The 22589-nt window shown below is 66.5% G+C and carries 23 protein-coding genes; 4 read left to right on the top strand and 19 right to left on the bottom strand.

The features are described 5' to 3' along the window. Nucleotides 1-19: 19 nt before the first annotated feature. Genes KUV49_RS19165 through KUV49_RS19135 form a run of 7 tightly spaced genes read right to left on the bottom strand, consistent with a single transcriptional unit; the run spans nt 20 to nt 5474 of the window. Nucleotides 20-928 carry a lysophospholipid acyltransferase family protein gene (locus KUV49_RS19165; protein ID WP_222452546.1) on the bottom strand — a complete coding sequence of 303 codons (909 nt, stop codon included), beginning with the start codon at nt 926-928 and terminating at the stop codon, nt 20-22. Nucleotides 929-935: 7 nt separating this feature from the next. Then, nucleotides 936-1214 (bottom strand): HPr family phosphocarrier protein, encoded by a 279-nt coding sequence (locus tag KUV49_RS19160; protein WP_222452545.1) that lies wholly within the window; start codon nt 1212-1214, stop codon nt 936-938. 31 nt (nt 1215-1245) lie between these two features. Further along, on the bottom strand, nt 1246-1629 hold the full coding sequence (locus KUV49_RS19155; protein WP_222452544.1) for a PTS sugar transporter subunit IIA: 384 nt from the start codon (nt 1627-1629) through the stop codon (nt 1246-1248). Next, a complete protein-coding gene (gene rapZ / locus KUV49_RS19150) occupies nt 1626-2561 on the bottom strand; it encodes an RNase adapter RapZ (protein WP_222452543.1) in 936 nt (311 codons plus the stop codon). Before rapZ ends, KUV49_RS19155 begins: the two co-directional genes overlap by 4 nt. A gap of 13 nt (nt 2562-2574) precedes the next feature. Next, nucleotides 2575-3015 carry an HPr kinase/phosphorylase gene (locus KUV49_RS19145; RefSeq protein ID WP_222452542.1) on the bottom strand — a complete coding sequence of 147 codons (441 nt, stop codon included), beginning with the start codon at nt 3013-3015 and terminating at the stop codon, nt 2575-2577. A gap of 27 nt (nt 3016-3042) precedes the next feature. Continuing rightward, nucleotides 3043-4761: a sensor histidine kinase gene (locus tag KUV49_RS19140; RefSeq protein WP_152493612.1), complete on the bottom strand. Its 1719-nt coding sequence runs from the start codon at nt 4759-4761 to the stop codon at nt 3043-3045. Nucleotides 4762-4772: 11 nt separating this feature from the next. Then, complete coding sequence (locus tag KUV49_RS19135) at nt 4773-5474, bottom strand: response regulator transcription factor (protein WP_152493613.1); 702 nt, start codon at nt 5472-5474, stop codon at nt 4773-4775. A 130-nt stretch (nt 5475-5604) separates the two neighbouring features. On the opposite strand from KUV49_RS19135, the gene KUV49_RS19130 reads away from it, so the two are divergent. Both KUV49_RS19130 and KUV49_RS19125 read left to right on the top strand, forming a co-directional pair. Continuing rightward, nucleotides 5605-5748 carry a hypothetical protein gene (locus tag KUV49_RS19130; RefSeq protein WP_222452541.1) on the top strand — a complete coding sequence of 48 codons (144 nt, stop codon included), beginning with the start codon at nt 5605-5607 and terminating at the stop codon, nt 5746-5748. Nucleotides 5749-5872: 124 nt separating this feature from the next. Continuing rightward, nucleotides 5873-7471, top strand: a complete 1599-nt coding sequence (locus KUV49_RS19125) for a phosphoenolpyruvate carboxykinase (RefSeq protein ID WP_222452540.1) — start codon at nt 5873-5875, stop codon at nt 7469-7471. A 275-nt stretch (nt 7472-7746) separates the two neighbouring features. Here the strand turns inward: KUV49_RS19125 and KUV49_RS19120 are convergent, their stop codons facing one another. The 4 genes from KUV49_RS19120 to KUV49_RS19105 all read right to left on the bottom strand — a co-directional run bounded on the left by KUV49_RS19120 (nt 7747) and on the right by KUV49_RS19105 (nt 12897). Next, a complete protein-coding gene (locus tag KUV49_RS19120; RefSeq protein ID WP_222452539.1) occupies nt 7747-8415 on the bottom strand; it encodes a MarC family protein in 669 nt (222 codons plus the stop codon). Nucleotides 8416-8825: 410 nt separating this feature from the next. Beyond that, complete coding sequence (locus KUV49_RS19115) at nt 8826-9272, bottom strand: YtoQ family protein (protein WP_152493617.1); 447 nt, start codon at nt 9270-9272, stop codon at nt 8826-8828. Nucleotides 9273-9407: 135 nt separating this feature from the next. Beyond that, the gene (pheT, locus tag KUV49_RS19110) at nt 9408-11807 is read right to left on the bottom strand and encodes a phenylalanine--tRNA ligase subunit beta (protein WP_222452538.1); all 2400 of its coding nucleotides are present in this window, start codon (nt 11805-11807) and stop codon (nt 9408-9410) included. 316 nt (nt 11808-12123) lie between these two features. Next, nucleotides 12124-12897, bottom strand: coding sequence for a sulfite exporter TauE/SafE family protein (locus KUV49_RS19105; RefSeq protein ID WP_222452537.1), 774 nt, complete (start codon nt 12895-12897; stop codon nt 12124-12126). 198 nt (nt 12898-13095) lie between these two features. Between KUV49_RS19105 and KUV49_RS19100 the strand changes: the two genes are divergently transcribed. Continuing rightward, nucleotides 13096-14784 (top strand): acyl-CoA dehydrogenase family protein, encoded by a 1689-nt coding sequence (locus KUV49_RS19100; protein ID WP_222452536.1) that lies wholly within the window; start codon nt 13096-13098, stop codon nt 14782-14784. Between the two features lie 858 nt (nt 14785-15642). Here the strand turns inward: KUV49_RS19100 and KUV49_RS19095 are convergent. Continuing rightward, nucleotides 15643-16785 carry an alpha-D-ribose 1-methylphosphonate 5-triphosphate diphosphatase gene (locus KUV49_RS19095; protein ID WP_222452535.1) on the bottom strand — a complete coding sequence of 381 codons (1143 nt, stop codon included), beginning with the start codon at nt 16783-16785 and terminating at the stop codon, nt 15643-15645. 47 nt (nt 16786-16832) lie between these two features. On the opposite strand from KUV49_RS19095, the gene KUV49_RS19090 reads away from it, so the two are divergent. Beyond that, nucleotides 16833-17516: a DUF1045 domain-containing protein gene (locus KUV49_RS19090; RefSeq protein WP_222452534.1), complete on the top strand. Its 684-nt coding sequence runs from the start codon at nt 16833-16835 to the stop codon at nt 17514-17516. Here KUV49_RS19090 and phnN read toward each other — a convergent pair. The 7 genes from phnN to KUV49_RS19055 form a co-directional block, all read right to left on the bottom strand. Further along, nucleotides 17492-18058 (bottom strand): phosphonate metabolism protein/1,5-bisphosphokinase (PRPP-forming) PhnN, encoded by a 567-nt coding sequence (gene phnN / locus KUV49_RS19085; protein ID WP_222452533.1) that lies wholly within the window; start codon nt 18056-18058, stop codon nt 17492-17494. The two genes, KUV49_RS19090 and phnN, sit on opposite strands and share 25 nt — an antisense overlap. Continuing rightward, entirely contained in the window at nt 18058-18738 is a 681-nt protein-coding gene (gene phnL / locus KUV49_RS19080) for a phosphonate C-P lyase system protein PhnL (protein WP_222452532.1), read from the bottom strand. The genes phnN and phnL overlap by 1 nt, the downstream gene beginning before the upstream one ends. A gap of 43 nt (nt 18739-18781) precedes the next feature. Further along, on the bottom strand, nt 18782-19552 hold the full coding sequence (phnK, locus tag KUV49_RS19075) for a phosphonate C-P lyase system protein PhnK (protein ID WP_222452531.1): 771 nt from the start codon (nt 19550-19552) through the stop codon (nt 18782-18784). A 79-nt stretch (nt 19553-19631) separates the two neighbouring features. After that, complete coding sequence (locus tag KUV49_RS19070; RefSeq protein WP_222452530.1) at nt 19632-20501, bottom strand: alpha-D-ribose 1-methylphosphonate 5-phosphate C-P-lyase PhnJ; 870 nt, start codon at nt 20499-20501, stop codon at nt 19632-19634. After that, nucleotides 20498-21088 (bottom strand): HAD family hydrolase, encoded by a 591-nt coding sequence (locus tag KUV49_RS19065; protein WP_222452529.1) that lies wholly within the window; start codon nt 21086-21088, stop codon nt 20498-20500. The genes KUV49_RS19070 and KUV49_RS19065 overlap by 4 nt, the downstream gene beginning before the upstream one ends. Beyond that, a complete protein-coding gene (fosX, locus tag KUV49_RS19060; RefSeq protein ID WP_222452528.1) occupies nt 21085-21504 on the bottom strand; it encodes a FosX/FosE/FosI family fosfomycin resistance hydrolase in 420 nt (139 codons plus the stop codon). The genes KUV49_RS19065 and fosX overlap by 4 nt, the downstream gene beginning before the upstream one ends. After that, the gene (locus KUV49_RS19055; protein WP_222452527.1) at nt 21501-22589 is read right to left on the bottom strand and encodes a carbon-phosphorus lyase complex subunit PhnI; all 1089 of its coding nucleotides are present in this window, start codon (nt 22587-22589) and stop codon (nt 21501-21503) included. Before KUV49_RS19055 ends, fosX begins: the two co-directional genes overlap by 4 nt.

Below are 22589 nucleotides of genomic sequence, written 5' to 3'. Positions count from 1 at the left end.
TGAAAACCCACGCGTGCCCTCACGTGTCGCCCAGGCTCAACGTATGCTCGCGCAACCACGCCATGAACCCGCGCGGGTCCTTGTCCAACAATTCCATCTGCTCCGGCGTGATCGGCTTGCCCACCACCGGCTTCTGCGGGTGGTTGCAGCCCCGCACCACCTCGTGCAGCAGCAGGCTCTGGCGCAGCGTGGCCGAGATGCAATTGGCCATCTGGTAGGCGCGTGAATTGGCGCCGGGAAAGTAGATCGGCACCACCGTCGCCCCAGACCGCCGGATCATCTGCGCGGTAAAGACGTTCCACTCGCGTTCCTTCACCGGCCCGAACAGGCTGTCCGATGACGCCACCACCCCTGACGGGAACACGCTGATCGCGCCGCCTTCCTTCAGGTGCGCCATCGCCTTGGCCCGCATCTCCACCGACTTGCGCTGCGCGTCGGGCTCGTGCGGAAACGGCACCGAGATCATGTAGGACGCCGCCACCTCGTCGATCCCCGTCAGCAGCGCGCGCGTCAGGATCTTGTAATCGGTCCGTCGCCGCCCGATCAGGTCGGCCAGGATCATTCCATCGACCAGCCCGTGCGGATGGTTCGCCACGATCACGACGGGGCCGGTCTCGGGGATATTGTCGATCTGGTCCTGCGGCGTCAGCAGCGGGATGCCCATTGTGTCCAGCGCCGCGCGCCAGAACGGCTGTCCCGTGGGGGCGCCGCGCTTCTCGAACGCCTTGATCATCTTGATGATCGTCAGCTTGCCCGTCACCCATTCGATCGCCCGGATCGTCAGCGCCGTGGCAGGGCTGTCGAACGAATTGGCATAGGTCAGGCTGCGCCGGTCGTATTTCGTGAAATTGACCGACCCGGGCTGCGCCTCGCCGCTCTGATCCTGCGCCTTGTCCGCCACGTGGTCTGTTCCCGTATCGCCGCGCATCGCGCGCCTACATCTCCTCGCCGAACCTGTCGGCCACCAACGCGCTCATGGCATCGGCCAGGGCCTCCGCGTCGGGCCCCCAGGTTCGCACGTCAATAGTCGTTCCGCGCGATGCTGCCAACATCAAAAGCCCCATGATGCTGTCCGCACCCGTGGTTTGGCCATCATGGCTGACCTCGGCCTGCGCGTCGAATCCTTCGACCACCTCCACCAGCTTGGCTGCCGCACGCGCGTGCAGGCCCTTCTCGTTGACGATCTCGATCTCGCGGGTGACGGTGTCTGTCATTTCAGTCTGGTCTTTCTGGGTCTGTCCCGGGTCACGGGGTGTGACTGTCGATATACTTGCGCCCCGCGTCGAGCGCGGCACGGGCGGCATCGGGCACGGCCAGATGGCGGCTCTTGGCCAGCTTCAGCAGCATCGGCAGGTTGGCTCCGTACAGGATCCGCCGGTTCTCGGGCTGGCACGCCTTCAACGACAGGTTGGCCGGCGACGCGCCAAAGATGTCCACCACGATCAGCACGCCATCGCCGGTATCCACCTCGTCGGCGACCCGGCAGATCTCGTCCTGCTTTTCGGTGCGGTCGAAATCGCCTTCGATCGGGATGGCACGGATTCCGGACTGCCCGCCGACGACATGCTCGATCGCCTTCAGATAGCCCTGCGCCAGGCCGCCATGCGCCACGATCACGATCCCGATCACGCCCCGATGTCTCCCTTCAGCCCTGCCTCGGCGTGCTCGCCGGGCCCGGACGGCACGACCAAGCCGCGCCGCTCCAGTTCGCGATGCCTTATAGACACCTGCCAGCCGGCCTCTGCAAGGGCCTGCGCCAAGGTTTCTGCCATGGTTACGCTACGATGCTGCCCGCCGGTGCAGCCAAATCCGATGGCCAGATATGCCTTGCCCTCCGCCTTGTAGGCCGGCAGCAACTGGGTCACCAGGTCGCCGACCCGCGTGGCGAAGCCCTCGAACATCGGGTCGGCGCCCACATAGGCCTGCACACGCGCGTCCTGACCCGTCAGGCCGCGCAGCCCGGCCTCCCAGTAGGGATTGCGCAGGAACCGGCAGTCCAGCACCATGTCCAGCCCCCGTGGCAGCCCCCGCTTGTAGGAAAACGACTGCACGGACACCGACATGTGCCCGCCTTCGCCCGGTGCGAACCAGCGCGACAGATCCGCCCGCAGGTCGTGCGGCGACAGTTCGGACGTGTCGATCAGGATATCCGCCCGCGCCCGGATCGGGCCCAGCAGGTCGAACTCGCGGGCGATGCCGACATCGGGGGTCTCCGCCGGGGCAAGGGGATGGCGACGCCGCGTTTCCGAAAAGCGCCGCGTCAGCACCTCGGCACTGCTGTCCAGATACAGCACCTGCAGGTGCACCGTCGCATCGGTGCTCAGCCGGTCGATCACCTCGATCAGCGCATTGGTGGAAAAATCCCGGTTGCGCGTGTCCACGCCCAGGACCAGCGGCTTGTCCGGGCCCTCGCCCTCGATCAGCCGCGGCAACAGCGACAGCGGCAGGTTGTCGATCGCCTCGAACCCCATATCCTCCAGCGCGCGGATCGCAGTCGTCCGCCCGGCCCCCGAGGGGCCGGTCACCAGAACCAGTCGTTTCGTCACCGGACCTGCCGGCATCGCGGGCCACTCCTCATTCCCGGCATGTCTGCCTTAGATATACTGCAACCGCAGCAGAAAAATGGGCGCTCTCGGATTTGTTAAGAACCGGCAGCGAAACGCCCATCATCACCGCCGCGCGGTCTTCGGGAAGACGGGCGGTTTCGACCGTGTCCATGTCGACGATCAGCGCAACGGGCACGGGTCCCACGGCGCCGGGGCGCAGGATGCCCACGCCGCGCGCCTCGATTTGGCCGCGGATCGTGTCCGGCGCGTCGGCCCAGAGCGTGCCGCCCTCGGCCCAGACCACCGTGCGGTCGTCCGCCACCAGCCCCGCGCCCATCGCCAGAAGCTGCAGCGCGAGGCCCGACTTGCCACTGCCGGACGCGCCGCGGATCAGAACCGCACGGCTGTCGATCGCGACGGCGGTTGCGTGGAGTGTCTGCGTGTCCGTCACTCCGGCGGCTCGGGACATGTCAGTGCGGGTAACGCGCCCACCGGCTCAGACCGGGAGACCCACGACGAAACGTGCGCCAAGCGGGTCAGAGGTGACGTCGGCATCGGTGGGCCGGATGTTCTCGGCCCAGATCACGCCTTCATGCGCCTCGACGATCTGCTTGGAGATCGACAGGCCCAGGCCCGAATTGTTGCCGAAATCGTTCGCGTCCCGTTGCGAGTAGAAGCGGTTGAAGATCTTGGTCAGCGCCTGTTCGGGAATGCCGGGGCCGGTATCCTCGACCACGACCACCACGCGGTTTTCCCGCTTGCGCGCCCAGAGACGGATCGCGTCGCCTTCCTCGCAGAACGAGGTGGCGTTGGTGATCAGGTTCACGAAAACCTGGGCCAGCCGCGCTTCCAGCCCCATGATGACAATCGGGTCCTCGGGGAAATCGGTGATGAATTCCACGCCCTTCTGCCGCGCCTGTTCGCCCAGGTAATGCGCCAGGTTCTCCAGCATCTGGATAAGGTCGAACGCCTCCTGCTCCTCGCGGACCAGCTCGCTGTCCAGCCGCGACGCGTTCGAGATGTCGCTCACCAGCCGGTCAAGGCGGCGCACGTCATGCTCGATCACGTTCAAGAGCTTCTCGCGCTGGTCCTCGCGCTTGGCCACGCGCATCGTGCCCACCGCGCTGCGCAAGCTGGCCAGCGGGTTCTTGATCTCGTGCGCGACATCCGCCGCGAACTGCTCGTTGCCGTCGATCCGGTGATAAAGGGCGGTCACCATGCCCCGCAACGCGCCCGAAAGCCGTCCGATCTCGTCGGGACGTGCGGTCAGGTCGGGAATGCGGACGCGTCCGCCGCCATTGTTGTTTCCGTTGCGGTTGCGCGCGCCCCCCACTTCGGCGGCGGCAGCCAGCTCCGACAGCGGATTCGCGATGGTCGAGGCCAGGATCAGCGACAGGCCCACGGACACCAGCGTCGCCACCAGGAACATCTGCAGCACGCGTTCGCGCTCCATCCGGCTCAGCTTGTCGATCTCGCCCGATGCGCTGGCCAGCGCGACCACGCCCACCGGCCGGTCGCCCTGCAGGATCGGCGTCGCCACGGTAAACACCGTCGCGCCATCGCTTTCGCCCCGGCCCACCTGCGTGCCCTCGTTCAGCGCGTCGTCGACCATGCCTTGCGCCAGGGCCTCCACGCTGACTTCCGTCTCGGTGCTCAGGATCGCCGAAAACGGCGCCGACACCCAGTTCCAGACGTGGTTCAACGCGTCGGTGATCACCGTGGGCTTTTCCGGCACGCCCGCGTTCGGCCGTGGCAGCCGGCCTTCGGTCCGGCCGACCAGCTGGCCCGCGCGGTCGTAGACCAGCACGTCGATGCCCTGCTGGACATCCAGGCCGTCCAGCGTGCCCGCCACGTCCAGCCCGTCCATCGCCACAAGGCTGACGGGCGCACCCTCGGGCAATTGCGCCTCGAACACGTCCGCGATCAGTTCCACGTCGCTTTGCAACCCGTCGGCATGCTGCTGCGCCAGCCCGTCGCGCGACGAGTTCAGGTACAGGATGCCCGCGACCAGCACGTTCAGGGCAATCAGGTTGAACGTGATGATCTTCCGCGTGAGCGACCCGCCGCCGCTGCCGAAGTAGCCACGGCGCGCGCGGCGCCTGCGGACCTCTTCCTCGACGACGTTCTCCGGCGCCACGAAATCATCGCCAAGAACGACGCCGTCATCGTCATTCAGCGAGTGATCGCGCACCTGGAAGCCCTCCGCCAATGCCATGTTTCAGGCCATCATTCCTCGTTGTAACGATACCCGATACCGTAAAGCGTTTCGATGGCCGAAAATTCCGGGTCCACCATCCGCAGTTTCTTGCGCAGACGCTTGATATGGCTGTCGATGGTCCGGTCGTCCACGTAAACTTGGTCGTCATAGGCCACGTCCATCAGCTGATCGCGGCTTTTCACGAAACCCGGGCGCTGCGCCAGCGCCTGCAACAGCAGGAATTCCGTCACCGTCAGCGAAACGTCCTGGCCTTTCCACGAAACCGCGTGACGCAGCGGATCCATGCGCAGCTCGCCGCGCTCGATCACCTTGGTTTCCTCGGTGTCGGCCACCACGTTGCCGTCGACCGCGTCCTGCCGGCGCAACAGCGCGCGGATGCGCTCGACCAGCAGACGCTGGCTGAACGGTTTCTTGACGTAGTCGTCCGCGCCCATGCGCAGGCCCAGAACCTCGTCGATCTCGTCGTCCTTGGAGGTGAGGAAGATGACCGGCATCGCCGATTTCTGCCGCAGCCGTTGCAACAGGTCCATCCCGTCCATCCGCGGCATCTTGATGTCCAGCACCGCCATGTCGGGCAGCTTCTTGCTGAACGCCTCATAGGCTTGCTGACCGTCATTGTATGTTTCGACTTCGAAGCCTTCCGCCTCGAGAGTCATGGACACCGATGTCAGAATATTCCTGTCATCGTCCACAAGGGCGATTTTTGACATAATGATTTCCTTGTACTGCTCGATTGCCTGCTTTTTTCCAATACTATGATCCGTTTTCGCCTTTTTAATCAATCCCAAACTGCGAATCAGACACGCTTTCGCAACCATCTGACGCGAAAATGTCTTAGGAATGGCTAAATTGACTCACTTTATCGGCCGGCGGTTGCAGGGCCGTTGCGGCGGCTCGCCGATGGTGGCGCTAACGATCGGCATGGTGGCGCTAACGCCTGATTTGATTGCGCTAACTGTGCATTTGCGTCCTGTTCAATCATAAAACCGTCATGTTAAGAGGCCCGCGACACATCCGGCACGGGCCGGAGTCTCGCCGCCAATTTCGGCGGACCTGCATGGCCAGAACCGCCACGACGGCGGACGGCCGGAACTCAAGGAGCGCACGCATGTCAGCAGGACGGGTCAATCCCAACTTTACCCTCGAGCACCAGGGGATCACGGGCCTCGGCCAAGTGCATTACAACCTGATCGAACCCGCCCTGATCGAAGAGGCCCTCCGCAAGGGCGAGGGGCGCCTCGGCAAGGGCGGCACCTTTCTCGTCTCGACCGGCCAGTTCACCGGCCGCTCGCCCAAGGACAAGCACGTCGTCAAGACCGACAGCGTCGCCGACAGCATCTGGTGGGAGAACAACGCCCCGATGACGCCCGAGGCGTTCGACCAGCTCTACACCGACATGGTCGCCCACATGCAGGGCCGCGACTATTTCGTGCAGGACCTCGTCGGCGGCGCCGATCCGGCGCATTCGATCAACATGCGCATGGTCACCGAACTGGCCTGGCACGGCCTCTTCATCCGCCACATGCTGCGCCGCCCCGAGCGCGAGGCGCTGGACAGCTTCACCGCCGACTTCACCGTCATCAACTGCCCGACCTTCAAGGCCGACCCGGCCCGGCACGGCTGCGTGTCGGAAACCGTGATCGCCATCAACTTCGACCGCAAGCTGATCCTGATCGGCAACACCGAATACGCCGGCGAGAACAAGAAATCGGTCTTCTCGGTGCTGAACTACCTGCTGCCGGAAAAAGGCATCATGCCGATGCACTGCTCGGCCAACCACGCCAACGGCAACCCGGTCGACACCGCCATCTTCTTCGGCCTTTCGGGCACCGGCAAGACCACCCTCTCGGCCGACCCGGACCGCACGCTGATCGGCGACGACGAACACGGCTGGTCCGATCGCGGCACCTTCAACTTCGAGGGCGGCTGCTATGCCAAGACGATCAATCTCGATCCCGAGGCAGAGCCGGAAATCTACGCCACGACCGAGAAATTCGGCACCGTGATCGAGAACATGGTCTACGACGAGGAAACGCTGGAACTCGACTTCGCCGATGACAGCCTGACCGCGAACATGCGCTGCGCCTACCCGATGAGCTATATTTCCAACGCCTCGGAAACCGCGCTCGGCGGGCATCCCAAGAACATCATCATGCTGACCTGCGACGCGTTCGGCGTGCTGCCTCCCATCGCGCGGCTGTCGCCGGCGCAGGCGATGTACCACTTCCTGTCGGGCTTCACCGCCAAGGTCGCCGGAACCGAGCGTGGCCTGACCGAGGCCGAGCCGACCTTCTCGACCTGCTTCGGCGCTCCCTTCATGCCCCGCCGCCCCGAGGTCTACGGCAACCTCCTGCGCGAGAAGATCGCCAAGCACGGCGCGACCTGCTGGCTGGTCAACACCGGCTGGACCGGCGGCGCCTACGGCACCGGCGAGCGGATGCCGATCAAGGCCACCCGTGCGCTGCTGACAGCCGCGCTTGACGGCTCCCTGAACGAGGTCGAGTTCCGCAAGGACCCGAATTTCGGCTTCGAGGTTCCGGTCAGCGTGCCCGGCGTGCCCGAGGTCCTCCTGGACCCGCGCCGCACCTGGGACGAGGGCGCGGCCTACGACGCGCAGGCCGACAAGCTGGTCAAGATGTTCGCCGACAATTTCGAGCAGTACGTGCCCTATATCGACGAGGACGTGAAAGCCGCCGCCATCGGCTGAGGCTCACACGCCCCGCCCGGGCTGACACCGCCCCCGTGCCACCGGCGCGGGGGCTTTTTCGTACCGGGCGTTCGCGGCTGCCCGGCGCTGTCGCGGCTGATCTTCATACTGAACGGCCGGGCCCGCCGTCCCGGACCCGATCCGGGACCTCCTCCCACACGCCCCAAGCGCCGCCCCCGTAGGGTGGGTGAAACCCACGCGTCTCCCCGGCAGGAATGCAAGACCCCACGCACCCCGCCCCCGTAGGGTGGGTGAAACCCACGCGGGGCGCCACGCTACTTCGGCGCCGCCTTGTTCAACGGGCTCTCCACCGGCGGCGGCGCCACGTCCATCACGCCCAGCGCGTCGAACCCGCCCAGCACCGCGTCCACCGCGATGGTCGCCAGCACGATCCCCATCACTCGGCTGATCACGCTGGCCCCCGTGCTGCCGATCACGCGGTGCACGTATGTCGCCGCCAAAAGCAGCCCCAGCGTCATGAGCAGCACCAAGAGTAGCAGCCCCGCCGTGATCGCCTGGTTGGCCAGGGACTCCGTGTGGTTGTCCGTCAGGATCACGATGGCCAGCATCGCACCCGGCGAGGCGATCGACGGCATCGCCAGCGGAAACACCGCGCCCGCCAGGTGGTGGTGCTCCGCCTCCTCGATCTCTCGCGCGGGCTTCGAGTCGCCGAAGATCATCGTCATCGCGAACAGGAACAGGATGATCCCGCCCGCGATCTGGAACGACCCCAGCCGCAGCCCCAGCGACTCCAGCAGAAACTGCCCGCCCACCAGGAACGCCAGCAGCACCAGCGCCGCGATCGCCACCGCCCGCAGCGCAAAGCGCCGGTGCAGCGCCCGCGGCACTCCCTGGACCGCAAACAGGAACACCGGGATCGACCCCACGGGGTCGATCACCACGATCAGCGTCACCAGTTCTCTTGCAAGGGCAGCCCAGTCCATCGGGTCGGATCTTTCCGGTTGAATGTGACGCGCGAATGCAGCGCGGCGAACGATCGCTCCGCGTCTTACACATATCCCATGCCGGAGCGGGATTGAACCTCGCAGAACGCCCGGAGCACCGCCAAAGCGCACTCCGGGCCCCTTGCTGACGCTTTCTTGATCTCCCCCCTGGCGCCCGGCGTGCCAACTCACCCCAATCGGGGTCGGCACACTGACGCGCGACCTCGACCTCTTTCTCGAGCATCATCGGCGAACTGGGCACGGTCCCGGGCAAGGTGGTCGCCGCAACCGACGACGTCATCGCCCTGCAAGGCGATCCGCGCGGCTCCCTCGACAGCGTGGTCCAGGACATGCGCCGCCTCGGGCAGGCACCGCGGGTGGGTGAAAACCCACGCCACCCTGCGCCGCCGTTACTTCGGCAACGTCCCTTCCAGGACATAGCGCAGGATCTCCACCACCTGCCCCGGCTCGCGCGTGACGGCCAGCGCCGCGGCGTCCACCTCCTTCAAAGCGTGGTCATGCTCCGGCGGCTGCAGGATGATCAGCGACTTGCCCATCGCGCTGGCGTACCCTGCGTCAAAGGCCGCGTTCCACTGCTTGTACTTGTCGCCGAACCGCACGACCACGATGTCGGCTTCCTCGATCCCCTTGCGGGTCCGGATCGCGTTCACCATGGCGCCCTTGTGGTCGTGCCAGTACTTGTTCTCTTCCGCGCCCAGGATCGTCACGCCGCAATCGTCGCTGGCCCCGTGATCCGTCACCGGCGCGGAAAACTCCACGTCGAGGCCCCTGGCCCCCTCGATGATCTGCTCGCGCCAGTCGGTATGGATCTCGCCCGAAAGATATACGCTCAGCATCTGATGTCCTCCTTGTTCAGTGTCGCCGCACAATCTGCATGCCGCGCCCCGGATGACAAGCCGAACGCGGCACGACATCCACTCGTAGGGTGGGTGACAACCCACGCGCGTTCACCTCCGGCGCCCCGCACCGTCTCACCCGCGCAGCGTGCCACCCGTGGCCTTCGTGACCTTCTCGACGATCTTCGCCGACACCGCCTCGATATCCGCATCCTTCAGAGTCTTGTCCGTCGGTTGCAGCCGCACCGTCAGTGCCAGGCTCTTCTTGCCCTCGCCCAGGCTGCCGCCGATGAACTCGTCGAAGACCCGCACATCCTCGATCAGCGCCTTGTCGGCCCCGGCGGCGGCATTGACCAGCGTCAGCGCCTCCACATCGGCATCCACCACGAAGGCGAAATCGCGTTCCACCACCTGCAGGTCGCTGATCTTCATCGCGCCCCGGTTCGCGCCGGCATTGCGCGGCTGCGGAATTTCCTGCGGGTAAAGAGTGAACCCCACGACCGGCCCCTTCACATCCATCTCGCGCAGGATCTTCGGATGCAATTCGCCGAAAACGCCCAGCACCTTCTTCGGCCCCAGGCAGATCATCCCGTGCCGGCCCGGATGCCACCAGTCCGACGCCCCGCGCAGGATCTGCACCTTCGCCGGCGCACCCAGCGCCCCCAGGATCGCCTCGGCATCCGCCTTGGCATCGTAAAGGTCCACCGGCCGGCTCGCCTTGTGCACGTCCTTCGGCCCGGTCCGGCCCACAAGGAGGCCGCTCACCTCCACGTGCTGCTCTCCCGGTTCGCCACCGTGAAACGCGTGGCCCAGCTCAAAGAGCGCCAGGTCCATCGCCCCCCGCGCCTGGTTGCGTGCCGCGGCCCGCAACAACCCGGGCAGCAGGTCCGGCCGCATATGGCTCATCTCGCTGCTGATCGGGTTGGCCAACATCGTCGCGTCGCCGCCCCCGCCGAACAGCTCCGCACTCGCCTTGTCGATGAAACTGTAGGTGACGCACTCGTTATAGCCCAGCGACGCCGCCATCCGCCGCGCCGCCCGCTCGCGCTGCTGCGCGGTGCTCAGGATCGGCTCGGGCACGCCCGCCTGCATCCGCGGCATCGGGCGACCTTCCAGCTTGGTCAGCGACGCCACCCGCGCCACTTCCTCCACCAGGTCGGCCTCGCCCATGATATCGGGCCGCCAGCTTGGCACGTGGGCGGTGTTGCCCTCCATGCGAAAGCCCAGCCGCGTCAGCGTCTGGCGCTGCTCGGATTCCGGGATCTCCATGCCCACCAGCGATTGCACCCGCGCAGCATCCAGGCGGTACGCCCGCGCCACGTCGGGCACCTCGCCCGCCACCACCAGGTTCGACGCCTCGCCCCCGCACAGGTCCAGGATCATCTGCGTCGCCAGGTCATGCGCTTCCATGTTGAACGCCGGGTCAATCCCCCGCTCGTTGCGATACCGCGCGTCCGAGTTGATCTTCAGCGCCCGGCCGGTATGCGCGATCTGGATATGGTCCCAGACAGCCGCTTCGAGGAACACGTTCTCGGTCTCGGACGTACAGCCCGTCTCAAGCCCGCCCATGATGCCGCCGATGCTCTCGATGCCCTTGTCGTCGGAAATCACCACCTGGCCCCTGGAAAAGGTGTAGTCCTTCTCGTCCAGCCCCACCAGGGTCTCGCCGCCCTTGGCGCGATGCACCCGCAAGTTGCCCGTCACCTTGTCGGCATCGAACACGTGCAGCGGGCGGTTGCGGTCATAGGTGAAGAAATTGGTGATATCGACCAGCGCCGAAATCGGGCGCAGCCCGATGGCCCGCAGCCGGTCCTGCAACCACTCCGGGCTGGGCCCGTTGGTCACGCCACGAATCAGCCGCCCGGCGAATACGAAACAGCCGTCCGTCTTCGTGTCCTCGTCGATGCTGACGGTGATCGGGCACGGGAAATGCCCTTCCACATGCGCCCGCGGCGCCTCCTTCATGGTGCCCAGGCCCCGCGCGGCCAGGTCCAGCGCGATCCCCCGCACGCCCAGCGCGTCGGGCCGGTTCGGCGTAATCGCGATCTCGATGACGGGGTCCACCTTGGCCGGGTCATTCTCAGCCAGCCAGTCGACGAACCGCTCTCCGACCTCGCCCGAAGGCAGTTCGATGATCCCGTCATGTTCGTCCGACAGTTCCATCTCGCGCTCCGACGCCATCATGCCGAAGCTCTCGATCCCGCGGATCTTGCCCACCCCGATCGTGGTGTCGATGCCGGGCACGTAGACACCGGGCTTTGCCACCACGACGGTGATGCCTTCGCGCGCATTCGGCGCCCCGCAGATGATCTGTTTCACGCCCTCGTCCGTCTCCACCTGGCACACCCGCAGACGGTCCGCATCGGGATGTTTTTCGGCGCTCACCACCTTGCCGATGGTAAAGTCCGCAAGCGCTTCCGCCGGGTTGGAAATCTCTTCCACCTCGAGACCAAGATCCGTCAGCGCCTCAGCGATCTCCGCCACGCCGGCAGTGGTCTCAAGATGGTCTTTCAGCCAGGACAGGGTGAATTTCATCGTCTCTCATCCATCGGGTTAAAACGTGTCCCGGGCGCTTTACCGGATATGTCCCGCGCTTGAAAGAGGGCACCGCAGCGGGGGGCCAGCCCCCCACGTCGAAACCCCGGTTTCGACGCTCCCCCCGGGATATTTCCGGCCAGAGGAAAAAGGACGTGACACAGCTTCCCCTGGCCGCAAATATCCCCGCCGGAGGCCCCCGCCCGCCACAAGGTGCAACGCCGGCTCAGCCCGTCACACCAGGGCTCCCGCGCCCGAGGAGCCGCCCGGAGGGCGGGCGACGAGACATCCGGCGCGGCGCAGCCGCACCATCCTTCTAGAAGCTCATGATCCCGCGCCGCACAAGATTCAGGCCCGCGATGACCAGCACCGCCAGCGTCAGCCGCCGGAACAGGCGCTGGTCGATCCGGTCCTGCAGCATGAAGCCGATCCCGAGGCCAATCAGCGCCGGCACGATCAGCGACAGCGACAGCGGCAGCGTGGCGCGGTTCAGCACGCCCGAGACGGTATGCGCTCCGGTCAGCAACACCGCCCCCATGCCGTAGATCACGCCCTGGACACGCATCTGCTCGGTCTTCTCGGTGTCCAGCGCGGTCAGCATCGCCACGGTCGGCGGCCCCCACACGCCCGAGATCCCGCCGAAGAACCCGGCCACCGCACCGATCCCCGCTTCCACGCGGCGGCCGGGGTTGGGCGGCAGCCGCAAGGGCCGCCCGGCCAGCGCAAAGCCCGCGTAGATGATGATCGGCACCCCGATCAGAAGCAGCATCACCGCCTCCGGGATCGCCCTCACGAGCTGTGCCGAGATCAGCATCACCATCATCCCGGCCAGCAGGAACACCCGGAACCGCGTCAGGGACCCCCAGGCCGCACGGACTCCCTGCCGCAGCGCCTGCCAGCCATTCGAGGCCAAGGTGGGCAGGATCAGCCCCGCCAGCGCCACCTCGGGCGGCATCACCGTGCTCAGCCCAGAGATCACCACCATCGGCATGGCGAATCCCACCACGCCCTTGACCAGTCCGCCCAGCACGGCCACGCCCCAGGCGAACGCCATCACCATCAACCAGTCCGGGCCCAGCAACGCATCCATGCGCCTCTCGTACCACTTTTCCCGGGGCGCGCACGGCCTAAATCACCGCCATGACTGCCGGAAATCCACGCGGACCCACCGCACCCCGCGACACGACAGCGCAATATTCGACCAAATTGCACGCCGCGTGAGCATAATAGTTGCGCTGCACCTGCGAAATGGCTATGCCGGTGCGGCGAAAACCGAAGGAGCTACCCCATGGCGCATGACGGACAGGACGTTGACCTCTCGACCGAGATCCTCCTCGAGGACCTGCTGGAGCTGACCGGCAAGGCCGTGGCCCCGGCCGAACAGGTCCTCGACAAGGCCAGGGACGCCCTGCGCGCGCTCGTCACCGTCGAAGGCCGCGTCTCCTCGGGCGCCGTGGAGCAGCACCAGACCGCCAGTCACGGCCTCGCCTGGCTCGCCACCTACGTGGAATCCCTGCGCCAAATGCAGGGCTGGGCCACCCGCCTGAAGGAGGACGGCAAGTTCGGCGAGGTCGAGCAGCTCATTCACCAGATCGCCTTCGGCGAATACCTCAACCAGATCCGCGGCGGCATCCCGATGAACCAGGGCGAGGTCCTGCGCCTGCAGGACATCGGCCTCAGCCGGGACGACATGCGCGTCCTGACGACTCCCGAGGTCCAGACGCTCACGCAGTCCGGCAACACCCAGGCCGCCCGCATCCGTCTTGTCGAACTGATGCAGGAACGCGCAGCCGAGATCACCGTCGGCGTCACCGGCCTCGACGAAGAGCTCGAGATGATCCGGGAGCAGTTCCGCCGCTACGCCGTCGACAAGATCCTGCCCGAGGCGCATGAATGGCACCTCAAGGACGAACTGATCCCGATGGAGATCATCGAGGAACTGTCGGAAATGGGCGTCTTCGGCCTGACCATCCCCGAGGAGTTCGGCGGGCTCGGCCTGTCGAAAGCCTCGATGTGCGTCGTCTCCGAGGAACTCAGCCGCGGCTATATCGGCGTCGGCTCGCTGGGCACCCGCTCGGAAATCGCCGCCGAACTGATCATCGCCGGCGGCACGCCCGAGCAGAAGGAAAAGTGGCTCCCGGGCCTCGCCTCGGGCGAGATCCTTCCTACGGCGGTCTTCACCGAACCCAACACCGGCTCCGACCTCGGCGCGCTGAAGACCCGCGCGAAGAAGGACGACAACGGCGACTGGATCCTCAACGGCAACAAGACCTGGATCACCCACGCCGCGCGCACCCACGTGATGACCGTGCTGGCCCGCAGCGTGCAGGGCACCGACGATTACAAGGGCCTCAGCATGTTCCTCGCCGAAAAGACCCCCGGCACGGACGAAGAGCCGTTCAAGGATCCCGGCATCTCGGGTGGCGAGATCGAGGTGCTGGGCTATCGCGGCATGAAGGAATACACGGTCAATTTCGACGACTTCAAGGTGAAGGGCGAGAACCTTCTCGGCGGCGAAGAGGGCAAGGGCTTCAAGCAGCTGATGGAGACCTTCGAGAGCGCCCGCATCCAGACCGCCGCGCGCGCCATCGGCGTGGCGCAGAACGCGCTCGATCTCGGCATGCAATACGCGCAGGAGCGCAAGCAGTTCGGCAAGGAACTGATCGAATTTCCCCGCGTCGCCAACAAGCTGGCGATGATGGCCGTGGAAATCATGGTGGCCCGCCAGCTGACCTATTATTCGGCCTTTGAGAAGGACGAAGGCCGCCGCTGCGACGTCGAGGCCGGCATGGCCAAGCTCTTGGGCGCTCGCGTGGCCTGGGCCGCCGCCGACAACGCGCTGCAGATCCACGGCGGCAACGGCTTCGCGCTGGAATACCCGGTCAGCCGCGTGCTCTGCGACGCCCGCATCCTCAACATCTTCGAGGGTGCCGGCGAGATCCAGGCACAGGTCATTGCACGAAGACTGCTCGGCTGATGTTTTCGCAGACCGTCCGGTGGACGGTCTGCCTCGCCGGCACGCGAGATTCAAGCACAGGTCATTGCAAGACGGCTCCTCGGCTGAAGGTTTCGCAGACCGTCCAGTGGACGGTCTGCCTTGCCGGCACGCGAGATCCAGGCACAGGTCATCGCAAGACGGCTCCTCGGCTCACCTGCGCAAACCTGCGTAGGGTGGGTGACAACCCACGCCGCGCTGCCGCGCCCCATTTCACCCAAACGCCCTTGCCACGCCCGGCACACCCGCCGACGCAACGCTAGGGCCGTTCCCCCAACTCACGCCCCTCACGGGATCAAACCGTCCGTCTTCGGCTCAATCCCATTTTCTTCGTACGAAGAAAATCCCCCAAGAAAATTCGTACGAATTTTCTCCAGCCGCCGGTCCGAAAAATCGCTGCGTCGTCAACCCCGCGCCCCCGCCGCGCCGACGGAAGCCCGGCTTCCCCGGCTCCACATCCGCTGGCGTGACGCGGATATTCAAGTCCCCGGCGACAGATGGCAGAACCGCGACCATCGCGCGATGATCCGGGGCGCGCGCCACACCCTGTCGGCCAGCCTTCCGCCCGCCCCCCTTGCCCCGTCATGATCCGGCCAGGTCGCCGATCCCGCCAAAGGCATCGGCCCGCGTCAGAGGCCCCGGGATCGCAGCAGTCCCGCAATCCTTGCGCAAGTCGCAGGGTCACCGCCGACATCATCTCACGGTGGCAACGCTGCCGCCACATGCGCACTGCCCGCGCCCGTAGGGTGGGTAAAACCCACCTTTGGTGGGTGAAACCCACCTTTGGTGGACAAACCCACCTTTGGTGGCCGAAACCCGGCACGCGGCCAACGGCCCGCCTCACGCCACCCGGTGTCCCCGGCTCCACACCGCCCGCAAGGCCGGCACGCCGCCGCGCAGGTCGAACCGGATCAGGTCCGCCCGCTTGCCCACCGCGATCTCGCCCCGGTCCTGCAGCCCCACGGCCGTCGCCGGCGCTGCCGTCACCGTCGCCAGCCCCCGCGCCATGTCGTCCCAGTCCTGCCCCAGCTTCACCGCCGCCAGCAGCAGGGCCGAGGGCACGTAATCCGACGACAGGATATCGAGAAGCCCCGCGCGGGCCAGCTCGCCCGCCGCCACGTTGCCCGAATGCGATCCGCCGCGAATGAGGTTCGGCGCGCCCATGATCACCGCGATATCCCGCGCGTGGCAGGCCTCCGCCGCCTCCAGCGTGGTCGGAAACTCCGCCATCGCCACGCCATAGCCCTTCGACACTTCGACCTGCGCCGCCGTCGTATCGTCATGGCTCGCCAGCACCGCGCCATAGCGCGCCGCCTCGCGCACCGCCGCCGCCTCGTGCCGGTCGCCATTGGCCTCCCGCAGCCCCTTCAGCTGCGCCACGTGCTCTTCGAACTCCGCATCCGACAGTCCATGCTTGCCCTTCATGTAATCCGCCAGCTTGGCGGTATCCCGGAACTGCCGCTGCCCCGGCGTGTGGTCCATCAGGCTGACGATCCCGACCCGGTCTTCCGGCCCGAAGGCGGCCATCTCCTCTTCCAGCGTTTCCGAACACACCTCCGCCCGCAGGTGCAGGAAATGGCTGATCTTCAGCACGTCCTCCTCGCGCAACGCCCACAGCTCGCTCGCCAGCCCCCGCGCATAAGCCTTGTACCGCCCCCGCCCCGTGGGGATCGAGCCCACGCGCATCGCGTCGAACACAGTGGTGATCCCGGTGCTCGCCAGTTCCGCGTCATGCGCCAGGATGGCGGCATTGTGCGGCCAGTCCACCTTGGGCCGCGGCTGGATATGCCGCTCCAGGTTGTCGGTGTGCAGCTCGATCAGCCCAGGCGCCACGAAACCGCCGCTACAATTGACCGCCCCAACGGGCACCGCGTCGCCCTCCTCGATCCCGGCGATCGCACCCTCCTCCACATGCACGGCCCCGGTCATCACCCGGTCGCGCAGGATCACTTGCGCATTGGCAAGGCAAAACGTCTCTGTCATGGAACCATCACTTGTCTTGAAGTTGAAACAGGGGCAGACCCGCGCACATGGCTTTCCAACGCTACGCTGTCTACCACACACCGCAGGGCGCCCTGGGCCGGTTCGGCGCCGATTGGCTCGGCTGGGACTTGGAACGTGGCCAACCGACCACCCCGCCCGACATCAAGGGCCTTCCGGCCCCGTGGGACGACATCACCGGCACGCCCCGCAAGTACGGCTTTCACGCGACCATCAAGCCGCCCTTCCGGCTGGCCGAGGGCTGCACCCAGGCCGACCTGGTGGCGGCTTTCACCGCCCACTGCGCCCACACCGCCCCCGTCACCCTCGACGGACTGGAACTGGCGCAGCTTGGACGCTTCCTCGCCCTCGTGCCCACCGGCGACACGCAGGCCCTGAACGCCCTCGCCGCCGATACGGTGCGCGCCCTCGATGGGTTCCGCGACGCCCTCTCCGACGCCGACCTCGCCCGCCGCCGCGCGTCCGGCCTCACGCCCGAACAGGATGCGCTGCTGCTGCAATGGGGCTATCCCTACGTGATGGATCAGTTCCGCTGCCACTACACCCTCTCGGGCAAACTGCCCAAGGCGCAGGCAGGCCAGCTTCGCGCGGCCCTCGACCCCGTGGTCACGCCCCTGCTCCCGCAGCCTTTCACTCTCGACTCGCTCAGCCTCTGCGGCGAGGAGTCCGACGGCCGTTTCCATCTCGTTCATCGCGCCACCCTTTCGGGCTGAAGCTGCGCCCAGACCGCCTCGGCCGCCGCCTCCACCGTGCCGGTATTCTCCACCCGAATCACCGGGCCCAAGCCCCCGGGCAAGGCAAACCCCGCCCGTGCCAGCCGCGCCGCGATCACCTCGGCACTTTCGCGCCCGCGTGCCGCCAGCCGGTCCGCCAGCACCTCCACCGGCGCCGTCAGGTGCACCACGGCAAAGCCGGGAAACATCGCCTGCGCCTCGCGCAACACCGACCGCGACAGGTTCACCAGGCACAGATGCCCCGCCGCCAGGTCCTCGCGCACCGAGACCGGCACGCCATAGCGCAACCCGTGCGCCCGCCAGTGCAAGACGAAGGCCCCGGCCCGCACCCGCGCCGCGAACACATCCTCGCCGACCGCCTCGAATTCCTCACCGCCCGCATCCGCGTCGCGCGTGATCACCCGCCGCACCAGCCGCACGCCCGCGTGCCGCGCCGCCAGCGCCTGCATCACGCTGTCCTTGCCCACGCCCGACGGCCCGACAACGCCGATCAGCCGCCCGGAATGGCCAAGGTCGCACATCACGCCGCCCTAGGGGTAAAGACCGACACGTCGATCTCCCGGTCGCAGACCCGCGCCCGCGCCGCCTCGTCATGGAAGATCCCCACGATGGCCGCACCCCGCGCCTTGGCCTCCTCGATCAGGCGCAAGACCGTCTCGCGGTTATCCGCATCCAGGCTCGCCGTCGGCTCGTCCAGCAGCATCGCCGGATAGCCATGCGCGAACCCCCGCGCGATATTCACCCGCTGCTGCTCGCCCCCCGAAAAGGTCGTCGGGCTCAGCCCCCACAACCCCTCGGGGATGTTCAGCCGCGCAAGCAACGCCTCGGCCCGCGCCACGGCAACACCCTTCTCCACGCCCACGGCAAGCAGAGGCTCGGCCACCACCTCCCGCGTCGGCACGCGCGGCACCACCCGCAGGAACTGGCTCACATAGCCCAGCGTCTCGCGCCTAAGCGCCAATATCTCGCGCGGGGCGGCGCGGGCCACGTCCACGCCCCCCACCACGATCCGGCCCGAGGCGGCCAGGTAATTGCCGTAGATCATCCGCATCAGCGTCGACTTGCCCGCCCCCGATGCCCCCGTCAGCGCCACGCACTCCCCTGCCCCGACGGACAGCGCCGCCCCCGCCATCACCGGAATGACCGCGCCACCCTGGTTGTGCAGCACGAAATTCTTCGACACGTTCTCGATCTCGATCATGACCCGGCTTTCATTGTTCCCAAAATACTCAAATCCCGCCGCCTCAAACCTGCAACACGCTGGAAACCAGCAACTGCGTATACCCATGCTGCGGATCGTCCAGCACCTGGTCGGTCAGCCCCGTCTCCACCACGTGCCCATCCTTCATCACCATCAGCCGGTCCGCCAGCAGCCGCACCACCGCCAGGTCATGTGTCACGATGATCGCACTCAGTCCCATCTCCCGCACCAGCCCGCGCAACAGATCCAACAGCCGCGCCTGCACGCTCACATCGAGGCCCCCGGTCGGCTCGTCCATGAACACCAGCCGCGGCCCGGTCACCAGGTTCCGCGCGATCTGCAACCGCTGCTGCATCCCGCCCGAAAAGGCCGTGGGCCGGTCATCCACCCGGTCCTCGGCGATTTCCACCCGGCCCAACCAGTCGACGGCCGCGCGGCGAATATCCCCGTAATGCCGCGCGCCCACGGCCATCAGCCGCTCGCCCACATTGCCACCCGCACTCACGCCCATGCGCAACCCGTCCCGCGCGTGCTGGTGGACAAAGGCCCAGTCAGTGCGCCCCAGCATCCGCCGCTCTGGCTCGGACATCTTCAGCGTATCGCGCGGGCCGTCCACGGCGGTGTCGAATATCACCGCGCCGGCATCCGGCGCCAGATGACCGGCGAGACAGCCCAGCAGCGTGGATTTACCCGATCCACTCTCCCCGACGATCCCCATGACCTCGCCGGGATAAAGGTCGAAGGACACGTCCCGGCACCCCACCCGGGAGCCGTAAAACTTCGCCACATCGCGCACCTGCAACAATGGAGCCATCACACCAGCCCTCCCGCACGCGGATTTTTCAAGAAATCCGCCCCAAAATTTTTCCAGAAAATTTTGCGCGTCCCGTGTCTCACGCCGCGCCCTCCTCGGTGGGCACGCCCTGCGCCCCCACATGGCCCGCGGCCCGGCGTCCCCGGCAGTAATCCGTGTCGGAACAGACGAACATCCGCCCGCCCGCGTCGTCCACGATCACCTCGTCGAGGTAACTCTCGACGGCCCCGCACAGATCGCACGCATGATCCGCCTTGCTCGGCTCGAACGGATAGTCCTCGAAATCGAGCGACACGACATCGCACCAGGGCGGCAGCGCATAGATCCGCTGTTCCCGCCCCGCACCGAACAGCTGAATCGCGGCCATCTCCAGCTTCGTGTTGTCGAATTTCGGTATCGGCGACGGGTCCATCACGTACCGCCCTTCCACCTTCACCGGATAGGCATAGGCGGTGGCGATCGCCCCGTGCTGGCTGATGTCCTCGTAAAGCTTCACATGCATCAGCCCGTATTCCTCCAGGGCATGCATCTTGCGCGTCTCGGTCTCGCGCGGCTCAAGGAACCGCAGCGGCTCGGGAATCGGCACCTGGTAGACCAGGATCTGGTCCTCGGTCAGCGGCTCTTCCGGTATCCGGTGCCGCGTCTGGATCAGCGTCGCGCGGCCGGTTTCCTCGGTCGTCTCCACGCCCGCCGTCCGCTCGAAAAACTTGCGTATCGACACCGCGTTCGTGGTGTCATCCGCCCCCTGGTCGATCACCTTCAGCCGGTCCTCGGGCACCAAAGTGGCCGCACTCACCTGCACCCCGCCCGTGCCCCAGCCATAGGGCATCGGCATTTCTCGGCTGGCGAACGGCACCTGGTAGCCGGGGATCGCCAGCCCCTTCAGGATGGCCCGCCGGATCATCCGCTTGGTCTGCTCGTCCAGGTAGGCGAAATTGTACTCGTTCACAGCAGCCCCCGCTCTGTCAGGTCCCGGCGCAGCCCGTCGGGAGAGGTGAAATGATGCGCCTGCCAGCCTGCCTTGCGCGCGCCGTCCGCATTCGCGTCACTGTCGTCGATCAACAGGCAGTCGCTCGGGCTCAGCTTGTTGCGCCGGCACAGAAGATCGTAAATCTCGCGCTCCGGCTTGACCGTACCCTCTTGCCCAGACACCACCACGTCCTCGAACGCCTCGCCCAGCTGCGGATGCACCCTCAGGGCCACGGGCCAGGTATCGGCGGCAAAATTGGTCAGGCCATAGATGCCATGCCCCTTGCTGCGCAGCCGCTCCATCAGCGACCACGTCTCGCAGATCTTGTCCCGGATCGTCAGGTGAAAGCGGTCGAAATACCCGTCCAGCAACGCCGCATGCTCCGCCCCGGCGGCTGCCACCGCGGCCTCCCGCGACCGCCCGCGATCCTGCTCCAGGTTCCAGGCATAGAAATCCGCATCCATCAGGAACGAATCTATTTCCTCGTCGCTGTCGAAGGCATGCCGGAACGCCGCATAGGGGTCCCACGCGATCAGCACGTTGCCGATATCGAAGACGATATTCACGCCACGCCCTCCCGGCCGCGTGCATACCGCGCCAGCCGTTCCTCCAGCGTGCCGGTATGCAGTTCCAGCAGATGCCCGTCCGGGCCGTGGAAATAGACCGACCGCCCCTCGCCCTCGACCCGGGGCCGGGGGGGCCGCATCTCCAGCCCCAGCGCCTCGATCCGCGCCACGCGGGCGTCGAACGCGCCCTCGTCCACCTTGAACGCCACGTGGTTATAGGTCCGCTCCGCCAGCGGCTCGCCTTTCATGATCGCGACCCACACGTCGCCCACCAGGAAAAACCGCTCGTCGGACAACGAGAACTGGTCTGCCCCGCTGGCATAGACACAGCGCGCCTCCAGCACCTCTTCCAGCACGCGCTGCATCCGGTCCAGGTCGGCGCAGATGAAGGTGATATGCGACAGGCCGGAACTCATTCCGCCGCCTCGCGCGCCGCCTGGCCTTCCGCCTCGCGCCGCAACTTCCGCACCAGTTCCAGCTCGCTCTGGAAATCCACGTAATGCGGCAGCTTGATATGCTCCAGGAACCCGGTCGCCTGGATGTTGTCGGCATGCATCAGCACGAATTCCTCGTCTTGCGCCGGCGCGCCTACGTCGTCCTCGCCCAGTTCCTTCCAGCGCAGCGCCCGGTCCACCAGCGCCATGGAAATCGCCTTGCGCTCGGTCTGGCCAAAGACCAGCCCATAGCCCCGCGTGAATTGCGGCGGCTCGGTTTTCGAGCCCTTGAACTGGTTCACCGTCTCGCATTCGGTCAGGGTGATCTCGCCGATCCCGATGGCGAACCCCAGCTCCGGGATGTCCATCTCAACCTCCACCGTGCCGATCCGCAGCTCCCCCACGAACGCATGATTCCGCGCGTATCCCCGCTGCGTCGAATAGGCCATGCCCAGCACGAACCCCTCGTCGCCGCGCGTCAGCGACTGCAACCGCAGCGCCCGGCCCGCCGGCAACTCCATCGGCTCGCGCGTCAGGTCGGGCGGCGTGGCATCACTCTCGTCCTCGGTCTGGATCAGCCCCTCGCGGTTCAGAAACCCGGTGATATGCGGCACCGGACCGTCCTCGGCCTCGCCCTCCGGGGCTTCCGGCACCTCGCCCTCGGCGGCCAGTTTGAAGTCCAGCAGGCGGTGCGTGTAGTCAAACGTCGGCCCCAGAACCTGCCCCCCCGGCGCATCCTTGAACGTGGCCGAGATCCGGCGGTCGCACACCATCTCGCCAGTCTTCACGGGCGCGGACGCACCGAACCGTGGCAACGTCGTGCGATAGGCCCGGATCAGGAAAATCGCCTCGATCAGGTCCCCCCGCGCCTGCTTGATCGCCAGCGCCGCGAGGTCCGGATCGTAAAGCGAGCCTTCGGCCATCACCCGATTCACGGCAAGGCTCAGCTGCTCGCGGATCTGCGCCACCGACAGTTCCGCGACGGACGTGTCGCCCCGCCGCTCCTCGGCCAGCCAGGCATGGGCGTTCTCAATCGCCCGCTCGCCGCCTTTCACCGCAACATACAT

Source organism: Roseovarius atlanticus, assembly GCF_019802205.1.
Taxonomy (GTDB): Bacteria; Pseudomonadota; Alphaproteobacteria; order Rhodobacterales; family Rhodobacteraceae; genus Roseovarius; species Roseovarius atlanticus_A.
Note: the sequence above shows the minus strand (reverse complement) of the source record. Positions and strands in the feature narration are given on the sequence as shown.

What these genes read in the sequence shown, in the direction of transcription:
- KUV49_RS19165 (WP_222452546.1), bottom strand. Translation starts at nt 928, where the DNA reads ATGCGCGGCGATACGGGAACAGACCACGTGGCGGACAAGGCGCAGGAT.
- KUV49_RS19160 (WP_222452545.1), bottom strand. Translation starts at nt 1,214, where the DNA reads ATGACAGACACCGTCACCCGCGAGATCGAGATCGTCAACGAGAAGGGC.
- rapZ (WP_222452543.1), bottom strand. Translation starts at nt 2,561, where the DNA reads ATGCCGGCAGGTCCGGTGACGAAACGACTGGTTCTGGTGACCGGCCCC.
- KUV49_RS19145 (WP_222452542.1), bottom strand. Translation starts at nt 3,015, where the DNA reads ATGTCCCGAGCCGCCGGAGTGACGGACACGCAGACACTCCACGCAACC.
- KUV49_RS19140 (WP_152493612.1), bottom strand. Translation starts at nt 4,761, where the DNA reads ATGGCATTGGCGGAGGGCTTCCAGGTGCGCGATCACTCGCTGAATGAC.
- KUV49_RS19135 (WP_152493613.1), bottom strand. Translation starts at nt 5,474, where the DNA reads ATGTCAAAAATCGCCCTTGTGGACGATGACAGGAATATTCTGACATCG.
- KUV49_RS19130 (WP_222452541.1), top strand. Translation starts at nt 5,605, where the DNA reads ATGGCTAAATTGACTCACTTTATCGGCCGGCGGTTGCAGGGCCGTTGC.
- KUV49_RS19125 (WP_222452540.1), top strand. Translation starts at nt 5,873, where the DNA reads ATGTCAGCAGGACGGGTCAATCCCAACTTTACCCTCGAGCACCAGGGG.
- KUV49_RS19120 (WP_222452539.1), bottom strand. Translation starts at nt 8,415, where the DNA reads ATGGACTGGGCTGCCCTTGCAAGAGAACTGGTGACGCTGATCGTGGTG.
- KUV49_RS19115 (WP_152493617.1), bottom strand. Translation starts at nt 9,272, where the DNA reads ATGCTGAGCGTATATCTTTCGGGCGAGATCCATACCGACTGGCGCGAG.
- pheT (WP_222452538.1), bottom strand. Translation starts at nt 11,807, where the DNA reads ATGAAATTCACCCTGTCCTGGCTGAAAGACCATCTTGAGACCACTGCC.
- KUV49_RS19105 (WP_222452537.1), bottom strand. Translation starts at nt 12,897, where the DNA reads ATGGATGCGTTGCTGGGCCCGGACTGGTTGATGGTGATGGCGTTCGCC.
- KUV49_RS19100 (WP_222452536.1), top strand. Translation starts at nt 13,096, where the DNA reads ATGGCGCATGACGGACAGGACGTTGACCTCTCGACCGAGATCCTCCTC.
- KUV49_RS19095 (WP_222452535.1), bottom strand. Translation starts at nt 16,785, where the DNA reads ATGACAGAGACGTTTTGCCTTGCCAATGCGCAAGTGATCCTGCGCGAC.
- KUV49_RS19090 (WP_222452534.1), top strand. Translation starts at nt 16,833, where the DNA reads ATGGCTTTCCAACGCTACGCTGTCTACCACACACCGCAGGGCGCCCTG.
- phnN (WP_222452533.1), bottom strand. Translation starts at nt 18,058, where the DNA reads ATGTGCGACCTTGGCCATTCCGGGCGGCTGATCGGCGTTGTCGGGCCG.
- phnL (WP_222452532.1), bottom strand. Translation starts at nt 18,738, where the DNA reads ATGATCGAGATCGAGAACGTGTCGAAGAATTTCGTGCTGCACAACCAG.
- phnK (WP_222452531.1), bottom strand. Translation starts at nt 19,552, where the DNA reads ATGGCTCCATTGTTGCAGGTGCGCGATGTGGCGAAGTTTTACGGCTCC.
- fosX (WP_222452528.1), bottom strand. Translation starts at nt 21,504, where the DNA reads ATGAGTTCCGGCCTGTCGCATATCACCTTCATCTGCGCCGACCTGGAC.
- KUV49_RS19055 (WP_222452527.1), bottom strand. Translation starts at nt 22,589, where the DNA reads ATGTATGTTGCGGTGAAAGGCGGCGAGCGGGCGATTGAGAACGCCCAT.